The organism is Aggregatibacter sp. oral taxon 513, from assembly GCF_018128305.1.
Taxonomy (GTDB): domain Bacteria; phylum Pseudomonadota; class Gammaproteobacteria; order Enterobacterales; family Pasteurellaceae; genus Aggregatibacter; species Aggregatibacter segnis_A.
Genome location: NZ_CP072381.1, coordinates 1,306,263 through 1,329,349 on the forward strand (window position 1 = coordinate 1,306,263; position 23,087 = coordinate 1,329,349).

22 protein-coding genes, 2 tRNA genes and 1 riboswitch are annotated in these 23,087 nt (G+C 43.7%); of the genes, 15 read left to right on the forward strand and 9 right to left on the reverse strand.

Translation table 11 applies throughout. The features are described from left to right. The first annotated feature begins 5 nt into the window (after positions 1-5). The 4 genes from J5A60_RS06235 to J5A60_RS06250 all read left to right on the forward strand — a co-directional run bounded on the left by J5A60_RS06235 (position 6) and on the right by J5A60_RS06250 (position 4,544). On the forward strand, positions 6-1,523 hold the full coding sequence (locus J5A60_RS06235; protein ID WP_305825890.1) for a DHA2 family efflux MFS transporter permease subunit: 1,518 nt from the start codon (positions 6-8) through the stop codon (positions 1,521-1,523). Positions 1,524-1,590: 67 nt separating this feature from the next. Further along, a riboswitch (TPP riboswitch) is annotated at positions 1,591-1,693 on the forward strand. An 82-nt stretch (positions 1,694-1,775) separates the two neighbouring features. Then, on the forward strand, positions 1,776-2,831 hold the full coding sequence (locus tag J5A60_RS06240; RefSeq protein WP_212509805.1) for an ABC transporter substrate-binding protein: 1,056 nt from the start codon (positions 1,776-1,778) through the stop codon (positions 2,829-2,831). Positions 2,832-2,985: 154 nt separating this feature from the next. Further along, on the forward strand, positions 2,986-3,264 hold the full coding sequence (locus J5A60_RS06245; RefSeq protein WP_109063854.1) for a helix-turn-helix domain-containing protein: 279 nt from the start codon (positions 2,986-2,988) through the stop codon (positions 3,262-3,264). Further along, positions 3,264-4,544 (forward strand): type II toxin-antitoxin system HipA family toxin, encoded by a 1,281-nt coding sequence (locus tag J5A60_RS06250; RefSeq protein ID WP_212509806.1) that lies wholly within the window; start codon positions 3,264-3,266, stop codon positions 4,542-4,544. Before J5A60_RS06245 ends, J5A60_RS06250 begins: the two co-directional genes overlap by 1 nt. A gap of 82 nt (positions 4,545-4,626) precedes the next feature. Here the strand turns inward: J5A60_RS06250 and J5A60_RS06255 are convergent, their stop codons facing one another. The 4 genes from J5A60_RS06255 to J5A60_RS06270 all read right to left on the reverse strand — a co-directional run bounded on the left by J5A60_RS06255 (position 4,627) and on the right by J5A60_RS06270 (position 8,829). Then, the gene (locus J5A60_RS06255) at positions 4,627-7,491 is read right to left on the reverse strand and encodes a valine--tRNA ligase (RefSeq protein ID WP_212509807.1); all 2,865 of its coding nucleotides are present in this window, start codon (positions 7,489-7,491) and stop codon (positions 4,627-4,629) included. An 81-nt stretch (positions 7,492-7,572) separates the two neighbouring features. Continuing rightward, entirely contained in the window at positions 7,573-8,013 is a 441-nt protein-coding gene (locus tag J5A60_RS06260) for a hypothetical protein (RefSeq protein WP_212509808.1), read from the reverse strand. After that, positions 8,004-8,309, reverse strand: coding sequence for a N(4)-acetylcytidine aminohydrolase (gene yqfB / locus J5A60_RS06265; RefSeq protein ID WP_212509809.1), 306 nt, complete (start codon positions 8,307-8,309; stop codon positions 8,004-8,006). The genes J5A60_RS06260 and yqfB overlap by 10 nt, the downstream gene beginning before the upstream one ends. 73 nt (positions 8,310-8,382) lie before the next feature. Further along, entirely contained in the window at positions 8,383-8,829 is a 447-nt protein-coding gene (locus J5A60_RS06270) for a DNA polymerase III subunit chi (RefSeq protein WP_212509810.1), read from the reverse strand. Positions 8,830-9,051: 222 nt separating this feature from the next. Here J5A60_RS06270 and fumC point away from each other — a divergent pair, with 222 nt between their 5' ends. Both fumC and J5A60_RS06280 read left to right on the forward strand, forming a co-directional pair. Continuing rightward, entirely contained in the window at positions 9,052-10,446 is a 1,395-nt protein-coding gene (fumC, locus tag J5A60_RS06275) for a class II fumarate hydratase (protein ID WP_109128058.1), read from the forward strand. Between the two features lie 97 nt (positions 10,447-10,543). After that, positions 10,544-11,149 (forward strand): hypothetical protein, encoded by a 606-nt coding sequence (locus tag J5A60_RS06280; protein WP_212509811.1) that lies wholly within the window; start codon positions 10,544-10,546, stop codon positions 11,147-11,149. Positions 11,150-11,201: 52 nt separating this feature from the next. On the opposite strand, the gene ycfP is transcribed toward J5A60_RS06280, so the two are convergent. From ycfP to nfsA, 3 genes are read right to left on the reverse strand one after another with little or no spacing between them, the layout of a single operon-like run. Continuing rightward, the gene (gene ycfP, locus J5A60_RS06285; protein ID WP_212509812.1) at positions 11,202-11,741 is read right to left on the reverse strand and encodes an alpha/beta hydrolase YcfP; all 540 of its coding nucleotides are present in this window, start codon (positions 11,739-11,741) and stop codon (positions 11,202-11,204) included. Then, positions 11,738-12,655: a RimK family alpha-L-glutamate ligase gene (locus J5A60_RS06290; protein WP_212509813.1), complete on the reverse strand. Its 918-nt coding sequence runs from the start codon at positions 12,653-12,655 to the stop codon at positions 11,738-11,740. The genes ycfP and J5A60_RS06290 overlap by 4 nt, the downstream gene beginning before the upstream one ends. A gap of 6 nt (positions 12,656-12,661) precedes the next feature. Continuing rightward, positions 12,662-13,396 carry an oxygen-insensitive NADPH nitroreductase gene (gene nfsA, locus J5A60_RS06295; protein ID WP_212509814.1) on the reverse strand — a complete coding sequence of 245 codons (735 nt, stop codon included), beginning with the start codon at positions 13,394-13,396 and terminating at the stop codon, positions 12,662-12,664. A 135-nt stretch (positions 13,397-13,531) separates the two neighbouring features. On the opposite strand from nfsA, the gene J5A60_RS06300 reads away from it, so the two are divergent. After that, positions 13,532-13,795 carry a GrxA family glutaredoxin gene (locus tag J5A60_RS06300; protein WP_212509815.1) on the forward strand — a complete coding sequence of 88 codons (264 nt, stop codon included), beginning with the start codon at positions 13,532-13,534 and terminating at the stop codon, positions 13,793-13,795. Between the two features lie 412 nt (positions 13,796-14,207). Continuing rightward, positions 14,208-15,422 (forward strand): aromatic amino acid transporter, encoded by a 1,215-nt coding sequence (locus tag J5A60_RS06305; protein ID WP_212509816.1) that lies wholly within the window; start codon positions 14,208-14,210, stop codon positions 15,420-15,422. Between the two features lie 130 nt (positions 15,423-15,552). On the opposite strand, the gene J5A60_RS06310 is transcribed toward J5A60_RS06305, so the two are convergent. Continuing rightward, positions 15,553-15,888: a DUF496 family protein gene (locus tag J5A60_RS06310; protein WP_212509817.1), complete on the reverse strand. Its 336-nt coding sequence runs from the start codon at positions 15,886-15,888 to the stop codon at positions 15,553-15,555. A gap of 197 nt (positions 15,889-16,085) precedes the next feature. Here J5A60_RS06310 and serC point away from each other — a divergent pair, with 197 nt between their 5' ends. The 3 genes from serC to aroA all read left to right on the forward strand — a co-directional run bounded on the left by serC (position 16,086) and on the right by aroA (position 19,684). Beyond that, positions 16,086-17,168, forward strand: a complete 1,083-nt coding sequence (gene serC, locus J5A60_RS06315) for a 3-phosphoserine/phosphohydroxythreonine transaminase (RefSeq protein WP_212509818.1) — start codon at positions 16,086-16,088, stop codon at positions 17,166-17,168. 79 nt (positions 17,169-17,247) lie between these two features. Continuing rightward, positions 17,248-18,345 (forward strand): histidinol-phosphate transaminase, encoded by a 1,098-nt coding sequence (hisC, locus tag J5A60_RS06320; RefSeq protein WP_212509819.1) that lies wholly within the window; start codon positions 17,248-17,250, stop codon positions 18,343-18,345. A 10-nt stretch (positions 18,346-18,355) separates the two neighbouring features. After that, positions 18,356-19,684, forward strand: coding sequence for a 3-phosphoshikimate 1-carboxyvinyltransferase (gene aroA, locus J5A60_RS06325; RefSeq protein WP_212509820.1), 1,329 nt, complete (start codon positions 18,356-18,358; stop codon positions 19,682-19,684). A 67-nt stretch (positions 19,685-19,751) separates the two neighbouring features. On the opposite strand, the gene rnhA is transcribed toward aroA, so the two are convergent. Next, entirely contained in the window at positions 19,752-20,219 is a 468-nt protein-coding gene (gene rnhA / locus J5A60_RS06330; protein ID WP_048750227.1) for a ribonuclease HI, read from the reverse strand. Between the two features lie 67 nt (positions 20,220-20,286). Between rnhA and dnaQ the strand changes: the two genes are divergently transcribed. The 4 genes from dnaQ to der all read left to right on the forward strand — a co-directional run bounded on the left by dnaQ (position 20,287) and on the right by der (position 23,059). After that, positions 20,287-21,048 carry a DNA polymerase III subunit epsilon gene (gene dnaQ / locus J5A60_RS06335; protein ID WP_212509821.1) on the forward strand — a complete coding sequence of 254 codons (762 nt, stop codon included), beginning with the start codon at positions 20,287-20,289 and terminating at the stop codon, positions 21,046-21,048. Positions 21,049-21,141: 93 nt separating this feature from the next. Next, a tRNA-Asp gene (locus tag J5A60_RS06340) sits at positions 21,142-21,218 on the forward strand. A 19-nt stretch (positions 21,219-21,237) separates the two neighbouring features. After that, positions 21,238-21,314, forward strand: a tRNA-Asp gene (locus J5A60_RS06345). 203 nt (positions 21,315-21,517) lie between these two features. Continuing rightward, positions 21,518-23,059, forward strand: a complete 1,542-nt coding sequence (gene der, locus J5A60_RS06350; RefSeq protein ID WP_212509822.1) for a ribosome biogenesis GTPase Der — start codon at positions 21,518-21,520, stop codon at positions 23,057-23,059. Positions 23,060-23,087: the final 28 nt, after the last annotated feature.

Sequence of the window (23,087 nt, forward strand, 5' to 3'; positions counted from 1 at the left end):
TGCCCATCATGCAAAAACCCCTTGAAGGCGCAGCCCTTGGCATCATTACATTAGCGCTATCCCTTGCCACGTTCATGCAAGTCTTGGATTCCACCATTGCAAACGTGGCGATCCCCACGATTTCGGGCGATCTCGGCGCATCGTTCAGCCAAGGCACTTGGGTGATTACCTCTTTCGGCGTCGCCAATGCCATTTCTATTCCCATTACCGGCTGGCTTGCCAAACGTTTTGGGGAAGTAAAATTATTCCTCATTTCCACCGCACTTTTTGTGTTAGCCTCTTGGCTATGCGGCATTTCCCATAGCTTGGAAATGTTGATTCTGTGCCGTATTTTCCAAGGATTAGCGGCAGGCCCGATTATTCCGCTGTCTCAGAGTTTGCTACTCAATAACTATCCTCCGGAAAAACGGGGCATGGCATTGGCATTTTGGGCAATGACCATAGTAGTTGCACCGATTTTCGGTCCCATTCTCGGCGGTTGGATCAGTGATAATTTACATTGGGGGTGGATCTTCTTTATTAATGTGCCCGTTGGACTGTTCATTATCAGTACCAGTTGGAAAATATTAATGCCACGAGAAAGTAAAATTCAGCACCAACCTATTGATACGGTGGGACTAGTCTTATTGGTATTAGGCGTAGGCTGCTTACAATTAATGCTGGATCAAGGACGTGAACAGGATTGGTTCAACTCCACTGAAATCATTATCCTTGCCGTCATTTCCGCCGTCACCTTAACCGCGCTTGTCATTTGGGAACTGACGGACGACAACCCTGTGGTGGATATTTCCTTATTCAAGCAACGCAATTTCACTGTGGGCTGTTTATCCACCAGCTTGGCATTTTTAATTTATCTCGGCTCCGTCGTATTAATTCCCTTGTTGTTGCAACAGGTTTTTGGCTACACCGCCACTTGGGCAGGTTTAGCATCCGCCCCCGTAGGGCTCTTTCCTATTTTGTTATCCCCTCTTATCGGTAAGTTTGGACATAAAATCGATATGCGTATTTTGGTCACCGTCAGCTTTGTGGTCTATGCCATTACCTTTTATTGGCGTGCCGTTACCTTTGAGCCGGGAATGAGTTTTGCCGATGTAGCACTGCCGCAAATGGTGCAAGGGTTAGCCGTCGCCTGTTTTTTCATGCCACTTACGACTATTACGCTGTCCGATTTACCGGCACACAAAATGGCATCCGCCTCAAGCTTGTTTAACTTTTTGCGTACCCTTGCCGGCTCCATCGGTACTTCCCTTACGACATTCTTGTGGTATAACCGTGAAGCCGTTCACCACTCACAGCTGACTGAAGCCATTACGCCGTATAACCCTACTGCACAACAGTACTACCAAATGATGGAGCGTTTCGGTATGGGTGAAGAACAAACTTCTTCCCTGCTTGCCCGTAACATCACATCGCAAGGTTTTATCCTCGGCGCCAACGAGATTTTCTGGTTATCCGCCGTGCTGTTTTTGGCATTATTTATTTTGGTCTGGTTTGCCAAACCGCCTTTTGGAAGCCGCAGCTAAAGTGCGATCCAAAAAATAAATATTTTTCACTTTTATTTACAAATCAATAACAAACACCTATAGTAATGCGCGTTAGTCGGGGTGCTCCGTTGGTTTAAATAACGGAGCTGAGAAATACCCGTGAACCTGATACAGTTAGCACTGACGTAGGAAACTAATGCACTTCACTCTGCTTCCATGGCTTCTTTCAGCCAATTTCCCCGTTTAGTTGTTAGCTGGTTTTGTTTTTCAATCTCACCAAGGATTAAATCAATGACCAAGCTTTCTAAAAATTATTCACCACTAAAAACATCCTTAAAAACAACCGCACTTTGCTTACTTCCAATGCTGTTTTATACACAAAACGCCCAAGCGGAAGGCAAACTGACCATTTATTGCAGCGTACAAAATGTCACCTGTGAAAAAGTTACGAAACGCTTTGCCGAAAAATACAACGTCGATGCCCAATTTGTACGAAATAGCACTGGCACCGTACTCGGTAAAATCAAAGCAGAAAAAGAAAATCCACAAGCCGATGTATGGTTTGGCGGCACATTTGAACCGCACTTACAAGCCGCCGACCAAGGTTTACTCGCGACCTATCGTTCTCCGTTACAAAAAAACATCATGCCACAATTTAAGAAATTAATGGATGAACGAGGCGATTACACATCAATCATCTATTTAATGGAAGTCGCCATTGGCGTGAATACGGAAAAATTAAAACAGCTCAATATTCCGGAACCAAAATGCTTTGCCGATTTGCTTAAACCGGAATTCAAAAATCAAATTCAATATGCCGATCCTCGCGTATCCGGCACGGGCTATTCTTTTCTGACGACATTAGTTCAGCTTTGGGGCGAAGAAAAAGCGTTTGATTACTTGAAAAAACTCAATGCGAACGTGGCCCAATATTCCAAAAGTGGCTTAGCCACCGGCAACTTAGCGACCGGTGAAGTAGGCGTTGATATTGCCTTTATGCATGGCTATGTACGTGAAAAAGACAAAGGCGCACCGGTAAAAGGCATTTTACCTTGTGAAGGCGTGGGCTATACATTAGGGTCGGTAAGCATCATCAAAGGCGCACGTAATCTAGAAAATGCCAAACACTTCGTGGACTTCGTCCTTGATACCGAAGCACAAGAAATCCCATGGCGCGAATCTGACTCTTACCAACTTCCAACGAATATCTATGCAAAAGTGTCACCTAAATCTAGCGATCCAAGCAAATTAAAATTATTGGATATTGATTTCATCCGTTTTGGTTCCGATGCAGAAAGCAAACGCTTAATTGAGCGTTGGGTTGAAACAGTCAAAGGAGAAAAATAGCTGAGAGAAAAGTGCGGTGGAAATTTTAATCATTTTATGTTTTATATCTCATAAGATATAAAACATAATTTATACTTTACAGGATATAAAATAAAAATTATACTCCATAAAGCATAAAGTGAATTCCATACGCTATGCCGTATAAGGAGTAAAAATGGTTATTACCACCGCAAAAATGCTTTCTCATGTAATTCGGGAATTTCGCTATCAAGGCGACCTGTCACAAACTGATGTTGCTAAACTCGCCGGAACGACCCAAGCTAGAATTTCAGCGTTTGAAAATGAGCCGGAGCGTACTAAGTTAGAAACACTATTTAAAATTCTGGCAGGATTAGAACTAGAGCTTATTGTGCAACCACGTAAAAAGTCATCTGATACTGCCCATTCAATCAAAGAGCCAACAGCAACATACGATGACGATGAGGCATGGTGATGAGTAACTCGATTCTAAACGTTGCCATGAATGGCTTGTTAGTTGGTGAATGGCGAAAACTCACCAGTGGCGCCACTGAATTTCAGTATGCAGAAAAATGGCTTGAATCTGTTCGCTCGCGCCCTATTTCATTGTCACTGCCCTTGTCACACAAAATTTATCGAGGAGATTCCGTTTACAATTTCTTCGATAATCTCCTCCCGGACAACGAGCAGATCCGCTCACGCATTCAACAACGTTTCCAAACCTCAACGAAATCCCCATTTGATTTGCTTTCCGCGATTGGACAGGATTGTATAGGTGCAATTCAGCTTTATCAGGGGCAGAGCCGCTCGGTACGTCAAATTTATGCAGAACCGTTAAATGACAAAGAGGTGGAAAACGTGCTGAAAAACTACCGCACTTTTCCTCTCGGCATGGAAGAAAGCGAGGATTTCCGAATTTCTTTAGCCGGCGCTCAGGAAAAAACAGCGCTCCTTTATTACCAAAATCAATGGCAGCGCCCTTTGCACTCCACCGCGACCAGCCATATTTTTAAACTCCCGATTGGTATGGTGGCACAAGGGCAAATTGATCTTTCCAGTAGCTGTGAAAATGAATGGCTTTGCTTGAATCTTATGAAAGCCTTCGGTTTGCCGGTTCCTCGAAGCCAAATTCAGCATTTCGGTGAAATGAAAGTACTGATTGTGGAACGCTTTGATCGCCGTTGGTCTGAAAATAGAAGTTGGCTAATTCGTTTACCACAGGAAGATATGTGCCAAGCACTCAACATCGCCCCTGCGCGAAAATATGAAAATGACGGCGGGCCAAGCATTCTTCAAATTATGTCGCTTCTCAACGGTTCATCCAGCGCCCAAGCAGATCGCAAGCAGTTTTTTAAAGCGCAAATTATTTTTTGGTTACTTTGTGCCATTGACGGCCATGGCAAAAATTTCAGTTTATTTTTGGAACAAGAGAATCGCTATCGCCTAACGCCTTTTTATGACGTGATGTCCGCCTATCCGCTCATCAAACACAACGGACTACAAAAGCAAAAAGTCAAAATGGCAATGGCGTGGCACGGCGAAAATAAACATTATTTATGGGATAAAATACAACTCCGGCACATTTTTAATACTGCTAAACTTGCCGGCTTGGCAAAGGAAACCGTAGAAGACATTTTGCATGAGATCTGTGCACTATATCCAAGAGTCAGTGAAATAAATACCCATGGGTTGCCTGATGAAATTGTCGATCCTATTTTCATGGGATTGGAAATGCAGATGAAAAAGATAAGTTAAAAAAGTGCGGTGGAAATTCACCGCACTTTTAGTTTCTGAAAAGAAAAAACGTCGGAGAAACCGACGTTTTTTATAGCTAGCGTTAAAGCGCTTCAATCGCCTTATACTGCTCACGAATTTTTTCTAATCCGGATTGGTATTCGGCTTGTTTTTCGCGTTCTTTGGCGATAACCGCTTCCGGGGCTTTGGCGACGAAAGCTTCGTTGCTGAGCTTGCTTTCGATGCGTTTAACTTCGTTTTGATATTTTTCAATCTCTCTGGTTAAACGGGCAAGCTCGGCTTCTTTATTGATGAAACCTGCCATCGGCACGAGGATTTCGGTGTTGCCGACTAACTTCGCTACGGCTAATGGCGCTTGTTCGCCCTCTTTAAGTACGCTGACGTTGTCTAACTTCGCCATGGCTTGTAAAAGTGCGGTCTGTTTTTCCAGTATTTTTTGCTCGTCAGCTGGAATATTACGGAATAACAGATCGAGGCCTTTGCTTGGTGCAATGTTGCACTCGGCACGGATGTTACGCACGGCAACAATCACTTCTTTGAGCCAATTGATCTCTGTTTCAGCCTCGGCATCAAACGCGTTTTCCTCCACGCGCGGGAAAGGTTGCAACATGATGCTATCTGCGCTGATACCCATGAAACCTTTCACTTTTTGCCAAATTTCTTCGGTAATAAATGGCATGAGCGGGTGTGTTAAACGCAACAATTTTTCCAACACATGAACCAAGGTTTGGCTTGTTGCACGAATTTGCGCTGCGTTGCCGTTGGCAAATACCGGTTTGGTGAGTTCCAAATACCAGTCGCAGAATTGGTTCCAGGTAAATTCATAAATCGCATTTGCACAAAGGTCGAAACGGTATTGGCTTAATGCGCTGCGGAAAGCTTCTACTGTGCGATTGAATTCGGATTGAATCCAGCGGTCTGCCACGGAGAATTCGATTTCGCCTTGGCTTAAATCTAATTTGTCATTGGTGAGTACGAAACGGCTTGCGTTCCACAATTTATTACAGAAGTTGCGGTAGCCTTCTAAGCGTTTCATATCCCAGTTGATATCGCGACCGTTTGAAGCCAATGCGGCTAGTGTAAAGCGCAATGCGTCTGTGCCGTGAGCAGCAATCCCCTCAGCAAACTCTTTGCGAGTCGCTTTGGCGATTTTCTCTGCCAATTGTGGCTGCATCATGTTACCGGTGCGTTTTTCAAGTAAATCTTCAAGGCTAATACCATCAATCATATCAATTGGATCGAGCACGTTACCTTTCGATTTCGACATTTTTTGACCTTGTTCATCACGGATTAAGCCGGTCACATACACGGTTTTGAATGGCACTTGTGGTTTGCCATTTTCATCTTTCACGAAGTGCATCGTAAACATAATCATACGCGCAACCCAGAAGAAGATGATATCGAAGCCGGTGATTAACACATCCGTTGGGTGGAACATTTTGAGTTCTTTGGTTTGCTCCGGCCAACCTAAAGTGGAGAACGTCCATAAGCCTGATGAGAACCAGGTGTCTAGCACGTCTTCATCTTGTTTGAGTTCAACCGCAGAATCTAAGTTGTATTTTGACCGCACTTCTGCTTCGTTACGTGCCACATACACGTTACCTTCCGCGTCATACCACGCCGGAATACGGTGTCCCCACCAAAGTTGGCGAGAAATACACCAATCTTGAATATCACGCATCCAAGAAAAGTAAAGGTTTTCATATTGTTTCGGTACGAATTGGATTTCGCCGTCTTCCACCGCTTTAATCGCCACATCAGCAAGCGGTTTCACGCTCACATACCATTGGTCGGTTAGCATCGGCTCAATCGGCACACCGCCACGGTCGCCATAAGGCACTTTGAGATCGTGTGGTTTGATTTCGTCTAATAAACCTAGCGCTTCAAAATCTGCCACGATTTTCTTACGTGCAGCGAAACGCTCTAAACCACGGAAATCAGCTGGAATCATTGCTTCATAGCCGGCAAGCGGTTTGCCGTCAGTACCGATAATTTCCGCTTCATCACGAATATCCGCATTTAAGGTTAACACGTTGACCATCGGCAAGCTGTGACGTTTACCCACTTCATAGTCATTAAAGTCGTGCGCAGGAGTGATTTTCACCACACCGGTACCAAATTCACGATCCACATAGTCATCGGCAATAATCGGAATTTCACGGTTAGCCAGTGGCAGAACGACCGTTTTACCGATTAAAGATTGATAACGCTCATCTTCCGGATGCACCGCCACCGCCGTATCGCCCAACATGGTCTCCGGACGCGTGGTTGCCACCACTAAATAATCTTTACCATCTGCCGTTTTTGCACCGTTTGCTAACGGATAACGGAAATGCCAAAGGGAGCCTTTGCTCTCTTTGTTTTCCACTTCTAAATCGGAAATTGCGGTGTGCAGTTTTGGATCCCAGTTCACCAAGCGTTTGCCACGGTAAATCAACCCTTCCTCGTGCAAGCGAACAAATACTTCTTTTACCGCATTGGATAAACCCTCGTCCATGGTAAAACGCTCACGTTCCCAGTCGATGGAGTTACCTAAACGGCGCATTTGTTGGCTGATTGTGCCGCCTGAATAGGCTTTCCAATCCCAAATTTTGTTGATGAACGCTTCACGACCATAATCGTGGCGGGTTTTGCCTTCTTCTGCGGCAATTTTACGTTCCACCACCATTTGGGTCGCGATCCCCGCATGGTCTGTCCCCGCTTGCCATAAGGTGTTATGCCCTTCCATACGGTTAAAACGGATTAAGGTATCCATCAAAGTTTGCTGGAACGCATGCCCCATATGTAGGGAACCAGTGACGTTCGGTGGAGGAATTGCAATGCAATAGCTCGGCGCATTTTCATTTTCAGACGGTTTAAAATAACCACTCTCTTCCCAATGTTGATAAAGGGCTTGTTCTACCGCAGACGGATTAAAACGGTCTGCCATTTCGAATTTTTGTGTCATTGATGCTCTCTTTATTGTCGGGTAGGCTATAGCCCACCGATATTTAATTGAAATGGTGAGCTTTCGCCCACCCTACAATAATTATAGATTTAAATAACCTTTATTATTAATAATATATTTCTCTAATTCTAATAAGATACCTTTAGGCACTTGTCCCGCTCTATATATTCCTTTCTCTATCCAACTGCTTGTATTCAACCAATTCAATTTTTCTTTGATAATTTTTACAAGAATATCATGTTTAATTAAACACCAATCAGAATTTATATCTCGATCATCTATGCGAAAAGCTATATATAAATCTTTATCGAGATATTTTTTAGAAATCATAATGCTTGATTTAAGTTGAACTTTTAATGTAATTAAATCCTGATATGCAAGGAAATCTGCTCCCTCCCAATCATCACTTAATTTAATGCAATTAAAACCGTAGTCAGCAAAAATAGAAGCCAGTTTTTGAAAATTAAAGATTTCTTTTTTCCTTGCTGATAAATTGTTATATTTAATCTTATCTATTTGCATATAAATTCAATTATATAGAACTGCTCTTCACTCGGATAAATCTCCCGAATCACTTCTTTCAATTCATCCAATCCCATATTCTCCTGCTTCGCATGTTGTTCCGTCAGTTCATCAAGGGTAATCGGCGATGCACTTAACACTTCAATCGTGCAGAAATATTGATTATCCTCAAATCGACCAACACGTAGAATATCGCCTGCTTTAAAATGGCTTTCAGATTTATCTCGAATCGTGATAGTTTTGCGCCCGGCGAGAATATCGGCTTCAAAGCGTTGGTAGAAAGTAATGTCGTTCATAAAAGTGCGGTCAGTTTTTTAAGCGTTTTTTGTAACCCTCCTCTTTGGTAAAGATGGGAGTTTTTTTATATCGTTATGCCTGCTCCGTGCTCAACGCCCAGCCTAACTGTCTCAGTTGTTTATAACGCTCACGCGCCAAGGCTTTTGGTTGTTCCTCCACAGGAACAAAGTCGATAATTTGGTTAAAACTATTAATGTATTCCGGCAGTTGCGGTTGCAGATTAATCAGCAAATCACGGCTTTGCGCATTGCGTTTGCCCGTCCAACTAATTTCAATAGGCGTGGCATACGTGGTGGCTTCGCCGGAAAGGTTGTGCGGAACGAACTCGTCGGGTTCTCTTTGCCACAACGCCTCATCAATATTGAGCGCCTGGGTTTCACTTTCACACACCAATAAAACACGTTTTCCCAAACGCCAAGCGGATGCCGCTAAATCGCAAGCAAGGCTTTCCACAGCAGACAAATTTGACTGCGCAGGAGATCTGTCGGAAAGCAGGTAAAATTGCGCGTTTTTCGGCATAAATAACACGTCCAAATTAGGAAAAATGAATTGCAAGATTTTAGCGGAAATCGGGCTAAATATAAAATGTTAATTTCCGAAACCTTTCCGCCGCCAACGGACCGCACTTTATGATCTAAGTCACAAAACCGATTTTCTGTTTGTAATTTCAGTTCATAGATGAGTCAGGCGGTGTTAAAATCTGGTTGACTTTTCATTAATAATCAATAAGAGGTAATTACAATGGCATTTCGTATTGAAAAAGACACCATGGGTGAAGTTCAAGTTCCGGCAGACAAATACTGGGCTGCTCAAACCGAACGCTCCCGCAACAATTTCAAAATCGGTCCTGCGGCATCTATGCCACATGAAGTCATCGAAGCCTTTGGTTATTTGAAAAAAGCGGCGGCATTCGCCAACCATGATTTAGGCGTGTTGCCTGCTGAAAAACGTGATTTAATCGCACAAGCTTGCGATGAAATTTTAGCAAATAAATTAGACGATCAATTCCCGTTAGTAATTTGGCAAACCGGTTCCGGTACACAATCCAACATGAACGTGAACGAAGTGGTGGCAAACCGTGCTCACGTTTTACACGGTGGCAAATTGGGCGAAAAATCCATTATTCACCCGAATGATGATGTGAACAAATCCCAATCTTCCAACGATACCTTCCCAACCGCAATGCATATTGCCGCATACAAAAAAGTTGTCGAAACCACTATTCCTGCCGTAGAACGTTTACAAAAAACCTTTGCAGCAAAATCTGAAGCCTTTAAAGACGTGGTGAAAATCGGTCGTACGCACTTAATGGATGCAACCCCATTAACATTAGGTCAAGAGTTCTCTGCCTATGCAGCGCAATTACACTTCGGTTTACTTGCACTGAAAAATACCCTACCGCACTTACGCCAATTAGCCCTTGGCGGCACGGCAGTGGGTACCGGTTTGAACACCCCGAAAGGCTATGATGTGAAAGTGGCTGAATACATTGCTAAATTCACCGGTCTTCCGTTCATTACCGCAGAAAATAAATTTGAAGCGTTGGCAGCACATGATGCTATCGTGGAAACTCACGGTGCATTACGTCAACTTGCTATGAGCTTGTTCAAAATTGCTAACGACATCCGTTTATTGGCGTCCGGCCCGCGCTCCGGTATCGGTGAGATTTTAATCCCTGAAAATGAACCGGGTTCTTCCATCATGCCGGGTAAAGTCAACCCAACCCAATGTGAAGCCATGACCATGGTGTGCGCACAAGTGTTTGGTAACGACACCACTATCGCGTTCGTTGGTTCTCAAGGTCACTTCCAATTGAACGTATTCAATCCGGTAATGATTGCGAACTTCTTACAATCCGCTCAATTGTTGGCAGATGCCTGTGTTTCTTTCGACGAACACTGCGCAACCGGTATTGAACCGAACTACCCACGCATTAAACAACAACTTGAAAATTCATTGATGTTGGTCACCGCACTTAATACCCATATCGGTTATGAAAATGCGGCGAAAATTGCGAAAACTGCACACAAAAACGGTACCACCTTACGCGAAGAAGCCATTAATCTTGGCTTAGTTTCTGCGGAAGACTTCGACAAATGGGTGCGTCCGGAAGATATGGTGGGCAGCTTAAAATAACGTGATGCGTTAAATTAAGTTATGAATGAAGAAGACGGGATCATTTCCCGTCTTTTTTGCTATAATCGCCCACATAAATTTTTATGACGGATTGTTTATGAAATTAAAATCGCTGCTGTTTATTTTAAGCTTATTTCCTACCGCACTTTCAGCCCATTGGGTCAATGTGGGCACTGCCGACTATAACTGGGGGCCGTTCTTGGTTTATTCCATTGATTTGGCGACCGAAGATGGTACATATCAGGAAAATCAATTGCCTATCATGCTTTCCTTCAAATATGAAAAGCCCGTTGAAGGTAAAAATTTTGCGATTAGCTTAATTAAAGAAATGGAATTTCTAAAAGCGGATAAAGCAAAAAGTGATTTATGGCTAAAAGACATGCAGGCTATTTTCCCGGATTTCTCACCAAACGATGTATTGCGTTACATTGCGTTGCCCGATAAAGGCTATTTCATGTTAAACGACTCGATTTTAGATCATGAATTTGATCCGGAATTTAGCCGCTTATTTGCCGGCATTTGGTTAGCGCCAAACAGCAATTTTATAAAATTACAGCCGCAATTATTAGGCAAAGAAAAAAATGCCACGCCGGCAGAAGAATTTAAAACGCAACCGGAAATTGCGCCGCTGAGCGAAGATGATGCCAGTCCACAATTACCGCCGAATTTCCCGTTAAATAACAAGAATCCGGAATTCGGTTAAAAAACAAAAATAAAGGGTAGCGAAATGCTACCCTTCTTTTTATCTCAAAACCTTACGCTTCTTTAAATGCCTTGATTTGCTGTAAATGATGAGAAATTTGCTTGAATTTATGGCTTTCGTTTTCATCCCACACAATGTCGTAATACGGGGATAAAACCTCCACACTACGTTTAGAATCCAGCACGCCGTCTTCAACGGATAAAAAAACCAGACAGCGACCTTTATTCTTCATGCGGAAATTTTCCACGCATTTAGTAGAGATGTCTTCGTATTCTTCCGGACGATCGATCTTGCCCGTCATATTTTCTTGCGGGAATAAATTCGGGTTGAAAATTGCCTGTTTAATGCCGCACAAGAAACCGATGCGCTCCGCCCAGTAGCCACCCAACCCTACACCGCAAATCAACGGTTTTTCGTCTTTCGATTCAGACACCAGTTTATGCACCTCATTCAGCAAAAAAGTCATGTCATGACGCGGGTGTAATGTGCTGTAATTGATAAAACGCACGTCGTCATCAATAAATTTTAACTGCATGACTTTTTCATGATTACCGGGGCTGCTGGAATCAAAACCATGTAAATAAATAATCATTTTATTACTCCCACTTGATTACGGGTTTTCTGCTCTAAATATAAAATCATCTGCAACGCGATATTAATACCGCTGGTTTTCTCAATCATTTCAAGCCCCGGGCTGGCATTCACTTCCAGCACCAACGGGCCATTTGCCGAACGAATTAAATCCACCCCGGCAACATCCAAGCCCAAGGCTTTCGTGGCATTTAAAGCGATTTGCTTTTCCTGTTCGGTCAGTATCACTTTTTCCGCAGTGGCACCACGGTGGCAATTTGCGCGAAACTCGCCGTTCTGCCCGACACGTTGCATCGCGGCAACTACCCGTCCGCCAATCACGAAACAGCGTAAATCGGTGCCGTTGGCTTCCGTTACAAATTCTTGCAACAACACGGGTACATCCGATTGCTTTAATGTATCCAAAATACTGACCGCACTTTGTGCCCGCTCCGCCAAAATCACACCGATACCTTGCGAACCGCTTAAGGTTTTCAAGATGGTCGGTGCGCCAATGTGTTGCACCGCATGATTGGCCTCCACTTCCATGCCGGCAAGTAAAGAATCCGGCACCGCGATGCCATGTTGTAATAACATCTGCAGGCTCAGCCACTTATCTCGAGCATGACGAAAAGCCTCTACATTATTCAGACAAGGAATACCCAATGCCTGAAAATAGTGCAACACGCGACAGCCCATGAGCATACTGGTCGTGCCAAAACGAGGCAAGACCGCATCATATTGCGGTAATAATTGTGCTTCACTTTCAGGATCTGCCTGGTAATACAACGCAAAGTGCGGTGGATTTTTACGGAGTTTTATTAAGCAACGATTCGGATCCAAAATATCCATTTGATGCCCGTTTTCTTCCGCCGCACGTTTTAGCCGCTGACAGCTATATAAACGCGGCTCACGACACAACATTAACAACTTCATACAAAATTACTTTTTAATGAAACCTTGTTGTTGCAAATAAGCCAACACTTTCGGCCGAATCGGTTTATCCAAACTCTTAATCACATTACGCGACCAATCCATGTCAATGTTGCTACGCTGACGATAATATTCCGCGACGGTGGCGTTATATTCGTCAAGTTTGGCGGTATCCAACGGCTGATAGGCGTTTTCAAAGAACAAGGTTTCTTTCGGCAAACGTGGTTTAGTCGGTGGTTCCTGATCCGGATATCCCAAGCACATGCCAACCATCGGTAAACAATGTTCCGGCAGATTTAACAACTTGCCGACCGCTTCCATTTCATTACGCAAAGAACCGATATACACACCACCGAGTCCTAAACTTTCCGCCGCTAACAAGACATTTTGCGACATGATACCGGTATCCACCGCACCGATGAGCAACACTTCCGCATAATCCAACTGTGCTGTTGGGCAAATTTGTTTATGTTTATGGAAATCAACGCAGAACACCCAAAACTCCGGTGCGGATTTCACATATTCCTGATTGGAACTGTACGCCATCATTTGCTCACGAATAGCCGGATCAGTGATACGCACGATAGAAACACATTGCAAATGGTTAGATGTAGAAGCAAAACGTGCCGCATTTACAAGCTGCTCAATCACCTTGTCAGATACGGGTTCATGAATAAATTGACGAATTGAACGGTGGGCTAAAATACAATCTAACGTCGAAGAAGTGAGTTTTTTCTCAGACATAAACATTCCTTACTGTAACAAATATCAAATTTGTTCCTATCTTACACTAATTACTCGCCCTCCCCAAAACCCCTTTATTCTTTTTTAGAGAGGTCGTAGAATCGTGCTACTGATTAATCACAACAAGGAAAAATTATGTTTGTTACTATTTATGGGCGTTTAAGTTGCCCGTATTGCGTACGTGCGAAAAACTTAGCCGAAAAACTAAAAAATGCCGTGGAAAATTTTGATTATCGTTACATCGACATCATCGAACAGGGCATGACAAAAGAAGACATTGCAAAAATTATCGGCAAACCGGTACAAACTGTGCCACAGGTATTAATTGATGACAAATCCATTGGCGGTTGCACCGATTTTGAAGCCTTAATGCAAGAGCAATTCCCCGACATTTCTTGATGCTTCTTTTATAAAGCCAAAAGTGCGGTTAAAAATCCATTCGTTTTTCTAACCGCACTTTAACCTAGAAATATCCTTAATGACGGGTATTTTCCTGTCCTTTCAAATAACTACCATCTCACTATTTTAATCCAATAACGTGATTTCACCATTACACCGTAAACAATTCATTACACAACAACCAAAAGCATAATGTTGTTTTGATATGTCATACATCAAGCTTTTGAAAGTCATTTATCCATATCATGGCAAAGGTTCATTAGTAAATCAAGGTTCCAAAACATAGACAAACCACTCTAAAACTTCATAGAAAATTAACATTTTGTGAGTCATATCACATTCTTTATTTTACATAGTGTAAAATTTACAATACAATCAGTGTCAATTTTTAAATACACAATAAGGAACATCTATGAATAAAACAGTGGGAAGTACGCTGCTCGTAGCAGGTACCATGATTGGCGCAGGCATGTTAGCCATGCCGTTAACCGCCGCCGGCATTGGTTTTGGCGCCACCTTATTTCTTCTACTTGGGCTTTGGACGCTTTTAACCTTTAGTGCGTTGCTGTTCGTTGAACTTTACCAAACTGCACCAAGTGACGCCGGCATCGGCACATTGGCAGAGCAATATTTCGGTCGCCCGGGACGGATTGTTTCCACCGCTGTATTAATTGTCTTTTTATACGCGCTCATTGCCGCCTACATCAGCGGCGGCGGTTCTTTGTTGACCGATACACTGCCAACCATCGTTGATCGTGATACCTCCGGCAAAGTCGCCGTATTGATTTTCACCCTTTTCTTTGGCGCGTTTATCATTATCGGTACGCACAGCGTAGATAAAATTAACCGCGTGTTGTTCTTTGTGATGATTGCCACATTCGTGATGGTGTTAAGTTTGATGTTGCCGGAAATTAAACTCGACAACTTGATGGCAATGCCCATTGATAATGCGCTGATCATTTCCGCCAGCCCGGTATTTTTCACCGCGTTTGGTTTCCACGGTTCTATTCCAAGCTTAAACAAATACCTCGGCGGTAATGTCAAAGCCTTACGCATATCCATTTTAGTGGGTTCCGGTATCACCTTGTTCGCCTACATTTTATGGCAACTCTCCACCCACGGTTTGCTCACACAAAATGAGTTTCTACAAATCTTGCAACAAGATGCCACGTTGAACGGCTTAGTCACCGCCACCTTAACCATCACCCAAAGCAGTATGATGGCAAACGCCGTGAAGATCTTCTCCACCTTGGCGTTAATCACCTCATTCTTGGGCGTGGGGCTTGGCTTATTAGAATGTATTGAAGACTTATTAAAACGTTCCTTTAACATCAATGCAGGGCGTTTTTCCTTGGGTTTAATGACGTTCATCCCACCAATCATCTTCGCGTTGTTCTACCCACAAGGTTTCATTTTAGCGTTAGGTTACGCGGGTCAAATGTTTGCTTTCTATGCCGTGGTTCTTCCGGTTTCGCTGGTATGGAAAGCGCGCCGCATTCACCCGAATTTGCCATATAAAGTCTGGGGCGGAAAAGTAACATTGATGCTCGTTTTAGTTCTTGGCGTAATCATTACGTCCATCCCATTCGCTATCCGCGCCAGCTATCTGCCGTTTGTGGTGGGTTAAAAACACCTAAAAAAAGACCGCACTTTGATTTTGGGATTCAAAGTGCGGTCTATTTTTATCTTATTTTCTCAATAAACCCCATAAAAAACGCTGAACTCAGTCAGCGTTTCTTTAAATTAAATAGTAAGGTTTACGATTTTTTAGCAAATTCACAGGAAGGATTAATTTGATTTTTCATTTTGCTACTGATTTCGCGGCGTTGTTTAGATAATTCAGCGTTGCGAATAATATAATCATCAACACGATTTTCGTAATCATCCCGCATGCTTTCAATGATAGTACGTACATCTCGAATCGACATATCATCACGAATATATTGATCTAAGTTTTCTAGCAACAACACCCGTTTTTGGTTATCGCGAATCTTACGATTGTTATCGTCCATATCGCGCAATAGTTTATTTTTTAAGCGATACATACGCACATACTCCAAAACATCCTGAAAAGACTTGTTGACGTTTTCCATTGATTTGCTCCCTTATAGTAAAAATGAATTGGCGATAATGTAGCCTTTTTTGTAGATTTCGTCAAAAAATTCCCTGTTTTAAAAGGGGATTATTTCCCCTCCCGATAAATTCAAAAAATTTCCGTAAAAATCATTGATTAGAAAACGGTGAGGTGATAAAACTGAAGTCAATTTTTCACTAAATCAGAGGAAATCCCATGGCAAACGTATTTAATTTCAGTGCCGGTCCGGCAATGATGCCCAAAGCGGTTTTAGAACAAGCACAACAAGAATTATTAAATTGGCAGGGGCAAGGCACCTCGGTTATGGAAGTGAGTCACCGCGGAAAATTGTTCATGGAATTAATCGCCCAATCCCAAGCGGATTTTCGCAAACTCTATAACATTCCTGAAAACTACCAAGTGTTATTTCTACAAGGTGGTGCACGCGGTCAATTCGCTGCCATCCCAATGAACTTATTGCGTGAAAATGGTAAAGCGTTATATTTAAACAGCGGACACTGGTCTGCCACCGCAGCGAAAGAGGCCCGCTCTTTTGGTGAAATTGACGAAATCAACATTTTAGAAGCGGGCGATGAACTCAAAGTCAAATCTCTCGATTTTAGCGATATTGCCGAACAATACGATTACGTTCACTACTGCCCGAATGAAACCATCAGTGGCGTGGAAATTTTTGATGTGCCGAACGTTGGTAACGCTGTCTTAGTGGGCGATTTCTCCTCTACCATTCTTTCCCGCAAAATAGACATCAGCAAATTCGGCTTAATTTACGCCGGCGCGCAAAAAAACCTTGGCCCGGCAGGGATCACCATTGTTATCGTGCGTGATGATTTAATTGGCAAAGCCCGTAAAGCCACGCCATCCATTTGGAATTATGAAACGCAGAAAAACAGCGATTCCATGATCAATACGCCACCAACGTTCGCGTGGTATTTATGTGCTTTAGTGTTCAAACATTTATTGTCTATCGGTGCCTTACCGGAAATCGAACAACGCAATCAGGCAAAAGCCAAATTGTTGTACGATTATTTAGACGGTAGCGATTTCTACCAAAATAACGTGGCAAAAGCCAACCGCTCTTTAATGAATGTCACCTTCACGACCGGTAATGACGAACTGAACGCAAAATTCGTTGCGGAAGCCACCGCAGCAGGGTTACAAGCGTTAAAAGGACACAAAGTGTTAGGCGGTATGCGTGCGTCCATTTATAACGCCATGCCGATTGAAGGCGTACAAGCATTGATTCAATTTATGCAAAAATTTGCGAAAGAAAACGCATAACCCTCTTAAAAGTGCGGTCGAAATTTATCGTAAAAATCTACCGCACTTTCTTTTTCTTTATGACTACTCGGAGCATCTTATGCAATATCTTGATCGTGCCAATGCAGGCGTAAAAGCGCTTTCACCTTATCAAGCCGGCAAACCTATTGAAGAATTAGAACGCGAATTAGGCATTAAAAACATCATCAAACTCGCATCCAACGAAAATCCGTTCGGTTTACCGCCCAGTGCTAAAAAAGCTATCCAAGCACAATTAGACAACCTTCATCTTTACCCCGACTCCAACGGATTTTATTTCAAACAAGCAGTAGCTAAAAAATTCGGCTTACAGCCTGAACAAATCACGCTTGGTAACGGTTCTAACGATTTAATTGAACTCATCGCCCACACCTTTGCCTCCGAGCAGGACGAAGTGATTTATTCTCAATACGGCTTCATTGTTTACCCGTTGATTAGTCAAGCCTTGAATGCCAAACGGGTAGAAATTCCGGCAAAAAATTACGGTAACGATTTGGCAGCTTTTCTAAACGCCATCACGCCAAAAACAAAATTAATTTACCTCGCCAACCCAAATAACCCGACAGGCACCTTCTCAAGTGCGGTAGAAATTTCTGGCTTTTTGGCCCAAGTGCCACCGCAAGTGATCGTGGCATTGGACGAAGCCTATGTAGAATTTACCGAGCAGAGCGAACGGGTGGATTCTTTCGGTTTATTAGCAAAATATCCGAACCTGATCGTGTGCCGCACCCTTTCCAAAGCCTATGGATTAGCCGGTTCACGCATCGGTTATGCCGTTTCCTCGACAGAAATTGCGGGCTTGTTAAATCGTGTACGCCAACCCTTTAACTGCAACAGTCTTGCCCTTGCCGCAGCCACCGCAGCCATTCAAGACGATGAATTTGTCGCCAAAGTGGCAGAAAATAATCGAATCGGCTTGCAATTATTGCAAAACTTCTTTGATGAAAAAGGCTTGCGTTATGTGCCGTCCAAAGGCAATTTTGTAATGTTGGATTTGCAGCAACCTGCCGCACCGATTTATCAAGCACTGTTACGCAAAGGCGTGATCGTGCGCCCGCTAGCTGGATACGGTTTGCCAAACCATTTGCGTATCAGCATCGGCTTGCCGGAAGAAAATCAGCGTTTTTTAACCGCACTTAGTGATATTTTAGGCTTATAACGGACGATTTATGCAACACGCCACTTCCATTACGCTTAAGCCGATCCATCATGTGGAAGGCACGATCAACCTACCCGGCTCGAAAAGTCTGTCCAACCGTGCCTTATTATTGGCTGCGTTGGCTCAAGGCACGACCAACGTCACGAATTTATTAGACAGCGATGATATCCGCCATATGCTCAACGCCTTAAAACACCTCGGCGTGCAATATTCGCTGTCTGACGATAAATCCGTCTGCGAGGTACAGGGCTTAGGTGGCGCCTTTCAATGGCATGACGGTTTAGCGTTATTTTTAGGTAACGCCGGCACCGCCATGCGCCCGTTAGCAGCGGCACTTTGTTTGGCGCGTGAAGGCGCTTCCGCACAAAATGAAGTGATTTTAACCGGCGAGCCGCGCATGAAAGAGCGCCCGATTCAGCACTTAGTCGACGCGCTGTTACAGGCTGGTGCCGACATTCGTTATTTAGAAAACGAGGGGTTCCCACCGATTGCCATTCGTAACACCGGTTTGCGTGGTGCCTCGATTAAAATCGACGGCTCCATTTCATCGCAATTTTTAACCGCACTTTTAATGGCAGCTCCCCTTGCAGAAGGCGACAGTGAAATTGAAATTGTTGGTGATTTAGTTTCCAAACCGTACATCGACATCACCCTTAACATGATGAAAATCTTCGGTGTGGCAGTTGAAAACCAAAACTATCAACGCTTTATCGTGAAAGGCAAACAATCTTATCTATCACCCGGTACTTTCTTGGTAGAAGGCGATGCCTCCTCTGCGTCCTATTTCTTGGCGGCAGGTGCCATTAAAGGCAAAGTGAAAGTCACAGGCATCGGCAAAAACAGTATTCAAGGCGACCGTTTATTTGCTGATGTGTTAGAAAAAATGGGGGCAAAAATCACCTGGGGCGAGGATTTCATTGAAGCAGAACAAGCTCTGTTACACGGTGTGGATATGGACATGAACCATATTCCTGATGCGGCCATGACCATTGCCACGACTGCGTTGTTTGCCGACGGGGAAACCGTGATTCGTAACATTTACAACTGGCGGGTGAAAGAAACGGATCGCTTAACCGCCATGGCAACCGAACTACGCAAAGTGGGTGCTGACGTGGAAGAAGGCGAAGATTTTATTCGTATTCAACCCTTAAAATTAACAGATTTTAAGGCCGCAGAAATCGAAACCTATAACGATCACCGCATGGCAATGTGTTTCGCCTTGGTGGCGTTATCTGACACGCCGGTCACCATTTTGGATCCGGACTGTACAGCCAAAACATTCCCAACGTTTTTTGAGGAATTTTTAGCTATCGCACATACGTCCAACGACAATAATTAAAAACACAGAAAAAACAAACCGCACTTTATATTTTATCGTATAAAGTGCGGTCTGTTTTTAAGAAGATTTACGTTTCCGGCTGATAGCCCTCATCATTCAATGTCGGATTTTCGGCGCCTTGTTTTGCCAGTTGATCACAAATTTCATTTTCACGATGTCCCGCGTGCCCTTTTACCCAGCGCCAATCCACATTGTGGCGAGCAATAGCCTGATCTAACGCAATCCATAAATCTTGATTTTTGACCGGTTTGCCACTACTCGCCTTCCAATTGTTTTTCTTCCAGTTGAAAATCCATTGTGTGATGCCGTTTTTCATGTATTGACTATCACTGTATAAATGAATGTCGCAAGGTTCTTTCAAACTATTTAACGCTTCCACCACGGCCAATAATTCCATGCGGTTATTGGTGGTTAACAAGAAACCTTTGGACAGTTGTTTTTCATGTTGTTTGTAACGTAACAGAATGCCAATGCCGCCCGGGCCAGGATTGCCAAGGCAAGATCCATCGGTGAAAATTTCAATTTGTTTGCGCATATTGACTACTAATTTATTTTAAATGGGGCGATAATACCCGAAATTTTTGCGGATAAAAAGTCAAGTTATGAGTATTCAAATTAACCCGAATCGCCAGATTGTACTGGATACGGAAACCACCGGTATGAACCAGTTAGGCGCCCACTATGAAGGCCATTGCATTATTGAAATCGGCGCGGTGGAAATGATCAATCGTCGTTACACCGGTAATAATTTTCATATTTACATCAAGCCAAATCGTCCCGTTGATCCTGAAGCGATTAAAGTACACGGCATCACCGATGAAATGCTTGCGGATAAACCGGATTTCAGTCAAATTGCCAATGAATTTATTGAGTATATTAAAGGTGCTGAGTTGTTGATTCACAACGCGCCCTTCGACGTAGGGTTCATGGATTATGAATTTGCCAAACTCAATTTACCGATAAAAACCAACGATATTTGCCAAGTGACCGATACCCTCACGATGGCGCGTCAAATGTATCCGGGTAAGAAAAATAACTTGGATGCACTATGTAACCGTTTAGGCATTGATAACAGTAAACGAACCCTGCACGGCGCGTTACTGGATGCGGAAATTCTAGCAGACGTTTACCTTGCCATGACAGGCGGGCAAACCAGTCTTTTTGATGAAAACGAATCAGAAATTATTCAACAGGTTAACGAACAGCAGATACAAAGTGCGGTGGCTTTTTCACACAATTTACGCTTACTTACCCCCACTGAAGACGAGTTGCAGGCGCATTTGGAATACCTCAAATTAATCAATAAAAAGAGCAAAGATAATTGCTTGTGGACGCGCCAATCTCAAGAAGAAACCTTGCACTAAACAAATCGTTCACCGATTAAACAAGTGAGCCCCAAAGAGAAAAAAAAAGTTGACGGAATGCTCCGTCGCCATTATTATGCACCTCACCTGTGCGGAGTGGTAGTTCAGCTGGTTAGAATACCTGCCTGTCACGCAGGGGGTCGCGGGTTCGAGTCCCGTCCATTCCGCCAATTTTATCTATTCTAATTCGGAGCGGTAGTTCAGCTGGTTAGAATACCTGCCTGTCACGCAGGGGGTCGCGGGTTCGAGTCCCGTCCGTTCCGCCAATTTTATCAATAAAATCATTCTTACCTGCATTTATCTTTGAATTCACATTCTTCCGTAGAATTTTTCAAGACACTTTTAAAAATAAATACCTCCGCAAAAGCCGTGTCATTTCTCATCATGAGCAAAATCCGCTATAATGCCGGTCATTTTTCAAGTGCCGATATCAATGATCCCATGGCACATTCATTTATAAGAGGTTTTTATGACAACTCCCGTAGTTGCCTTGGTGGGTCGCCCAAATGTGGGCAAATCAACCCTATTCAATCGTCTCACCCGCACCCGTGATGCATTAGTCGCTGATTTTCCCGGTCTGACGCGCGACCGTAAATATGGCCAAGCGCATCTTGCCGGACACGATTTCATCGTCATTGACACCGGCGGTATCGACGGCACGGAAGAAGGCGTAGAAGAAAAAATGGCGGAGCAATCGTTGCTTGCCATTGAAGAAGCAGACATCGTTTTATTCTTAGTGGATGCCCGTGCCGGCTTAACGTCAGCAGATATCGGCATTGCAAACTATTTGCGCCAACGCCAAAACAAAACCACCGTGGTGGTTGCCAACAAAGTGGACGGCATTGATGCTGATTCCCACTGCGCAGAGTTCTATCAATTAGGCTTAGGTGAAATTGCGCAAATTGCCGCCTCTCAAGGCCGTGGTATCGCGAGCTTAATGGAGCAAGTGCTTACCCCATTAGCAGAAAAAATGGCAGAAGACGCAGAAAAAACAGAAGAAAGTTCGGTCGAAACCACGGATGTTTCTTCTGAAACGACTGAATTTGACGAATGGGATGAAGATTTCGATTTTTCAAACGAAGAAGACACCGCACTTTTAGATGAAGAACTGGCGCAAGAACAAACACCGGATAAACAAAACATTAAAATCGCCATTGTAGGTCGCCCGAATGTAGGCAAATCCACTTTGACTAACCGCATTTTAGGTGAAGATCGCGTGGTGGTTTACGATATGCCAGGCACCACCCGCGACAGTATTTACATCCCAATGGAGCGTGATGGCCAAAATTACACGTTAATCGACACAGCCGGTGTGCGTAAACGCGGTAAAGTGCATTTAGCGGTAGAAAAATTCTCTGTAATCAAAACATTACAAGCCATTCAAGACGCCAACGTAGTGCTATTGGTTATTGACGCCCGTGAGAACATCTCCGACCAAGACTTGTCCCTCCTCGGCTTTATTTTAAATGCCGGCCGTTCTCTGGTAATTGTGGTGAACAAATGGGATGGATTAGACACCGATGTCAAAGATCGCGTGAAATCCGAACTCGATCGTCGTTTAGATTTTATTGATTTTGCCCGCGTGCACTTTATTTCAGCCTTACACGGCAGCGGTGTTGGTAATTTATTTGATTCGGTCAAAGAAGCCTACGAATGTGCGACGCAGAAAATGACCACATCCATGCTTACCCGCATTCTGCAAATTGCGGTGGATGAGCATCAACCGCCGATGATTGGCGGTCGTCGGGTGAAATTGAAATATGCCCACCCGGGTGGTTACAACCCGCCGATTATCGTGATTCACGGCAACCAAGTGGATAAACTGCCGGATTCCTACAAGCGTTATTTATCCAACCATTTCCGTCGTAGCTTGAAAATTATCGGCTCGCCGATTCGTCTGCAATTCCAAGAAGGCAACAATCCGTTTGCCGGCAGACGCAATAAACTCACGCCGAACCAATTACGTAAACGTAAACGTTTGATGAAGTTTATTAAGAAAGCAAAACGATAAACAAAAAGTGCGGTGAAAAATCACCGCA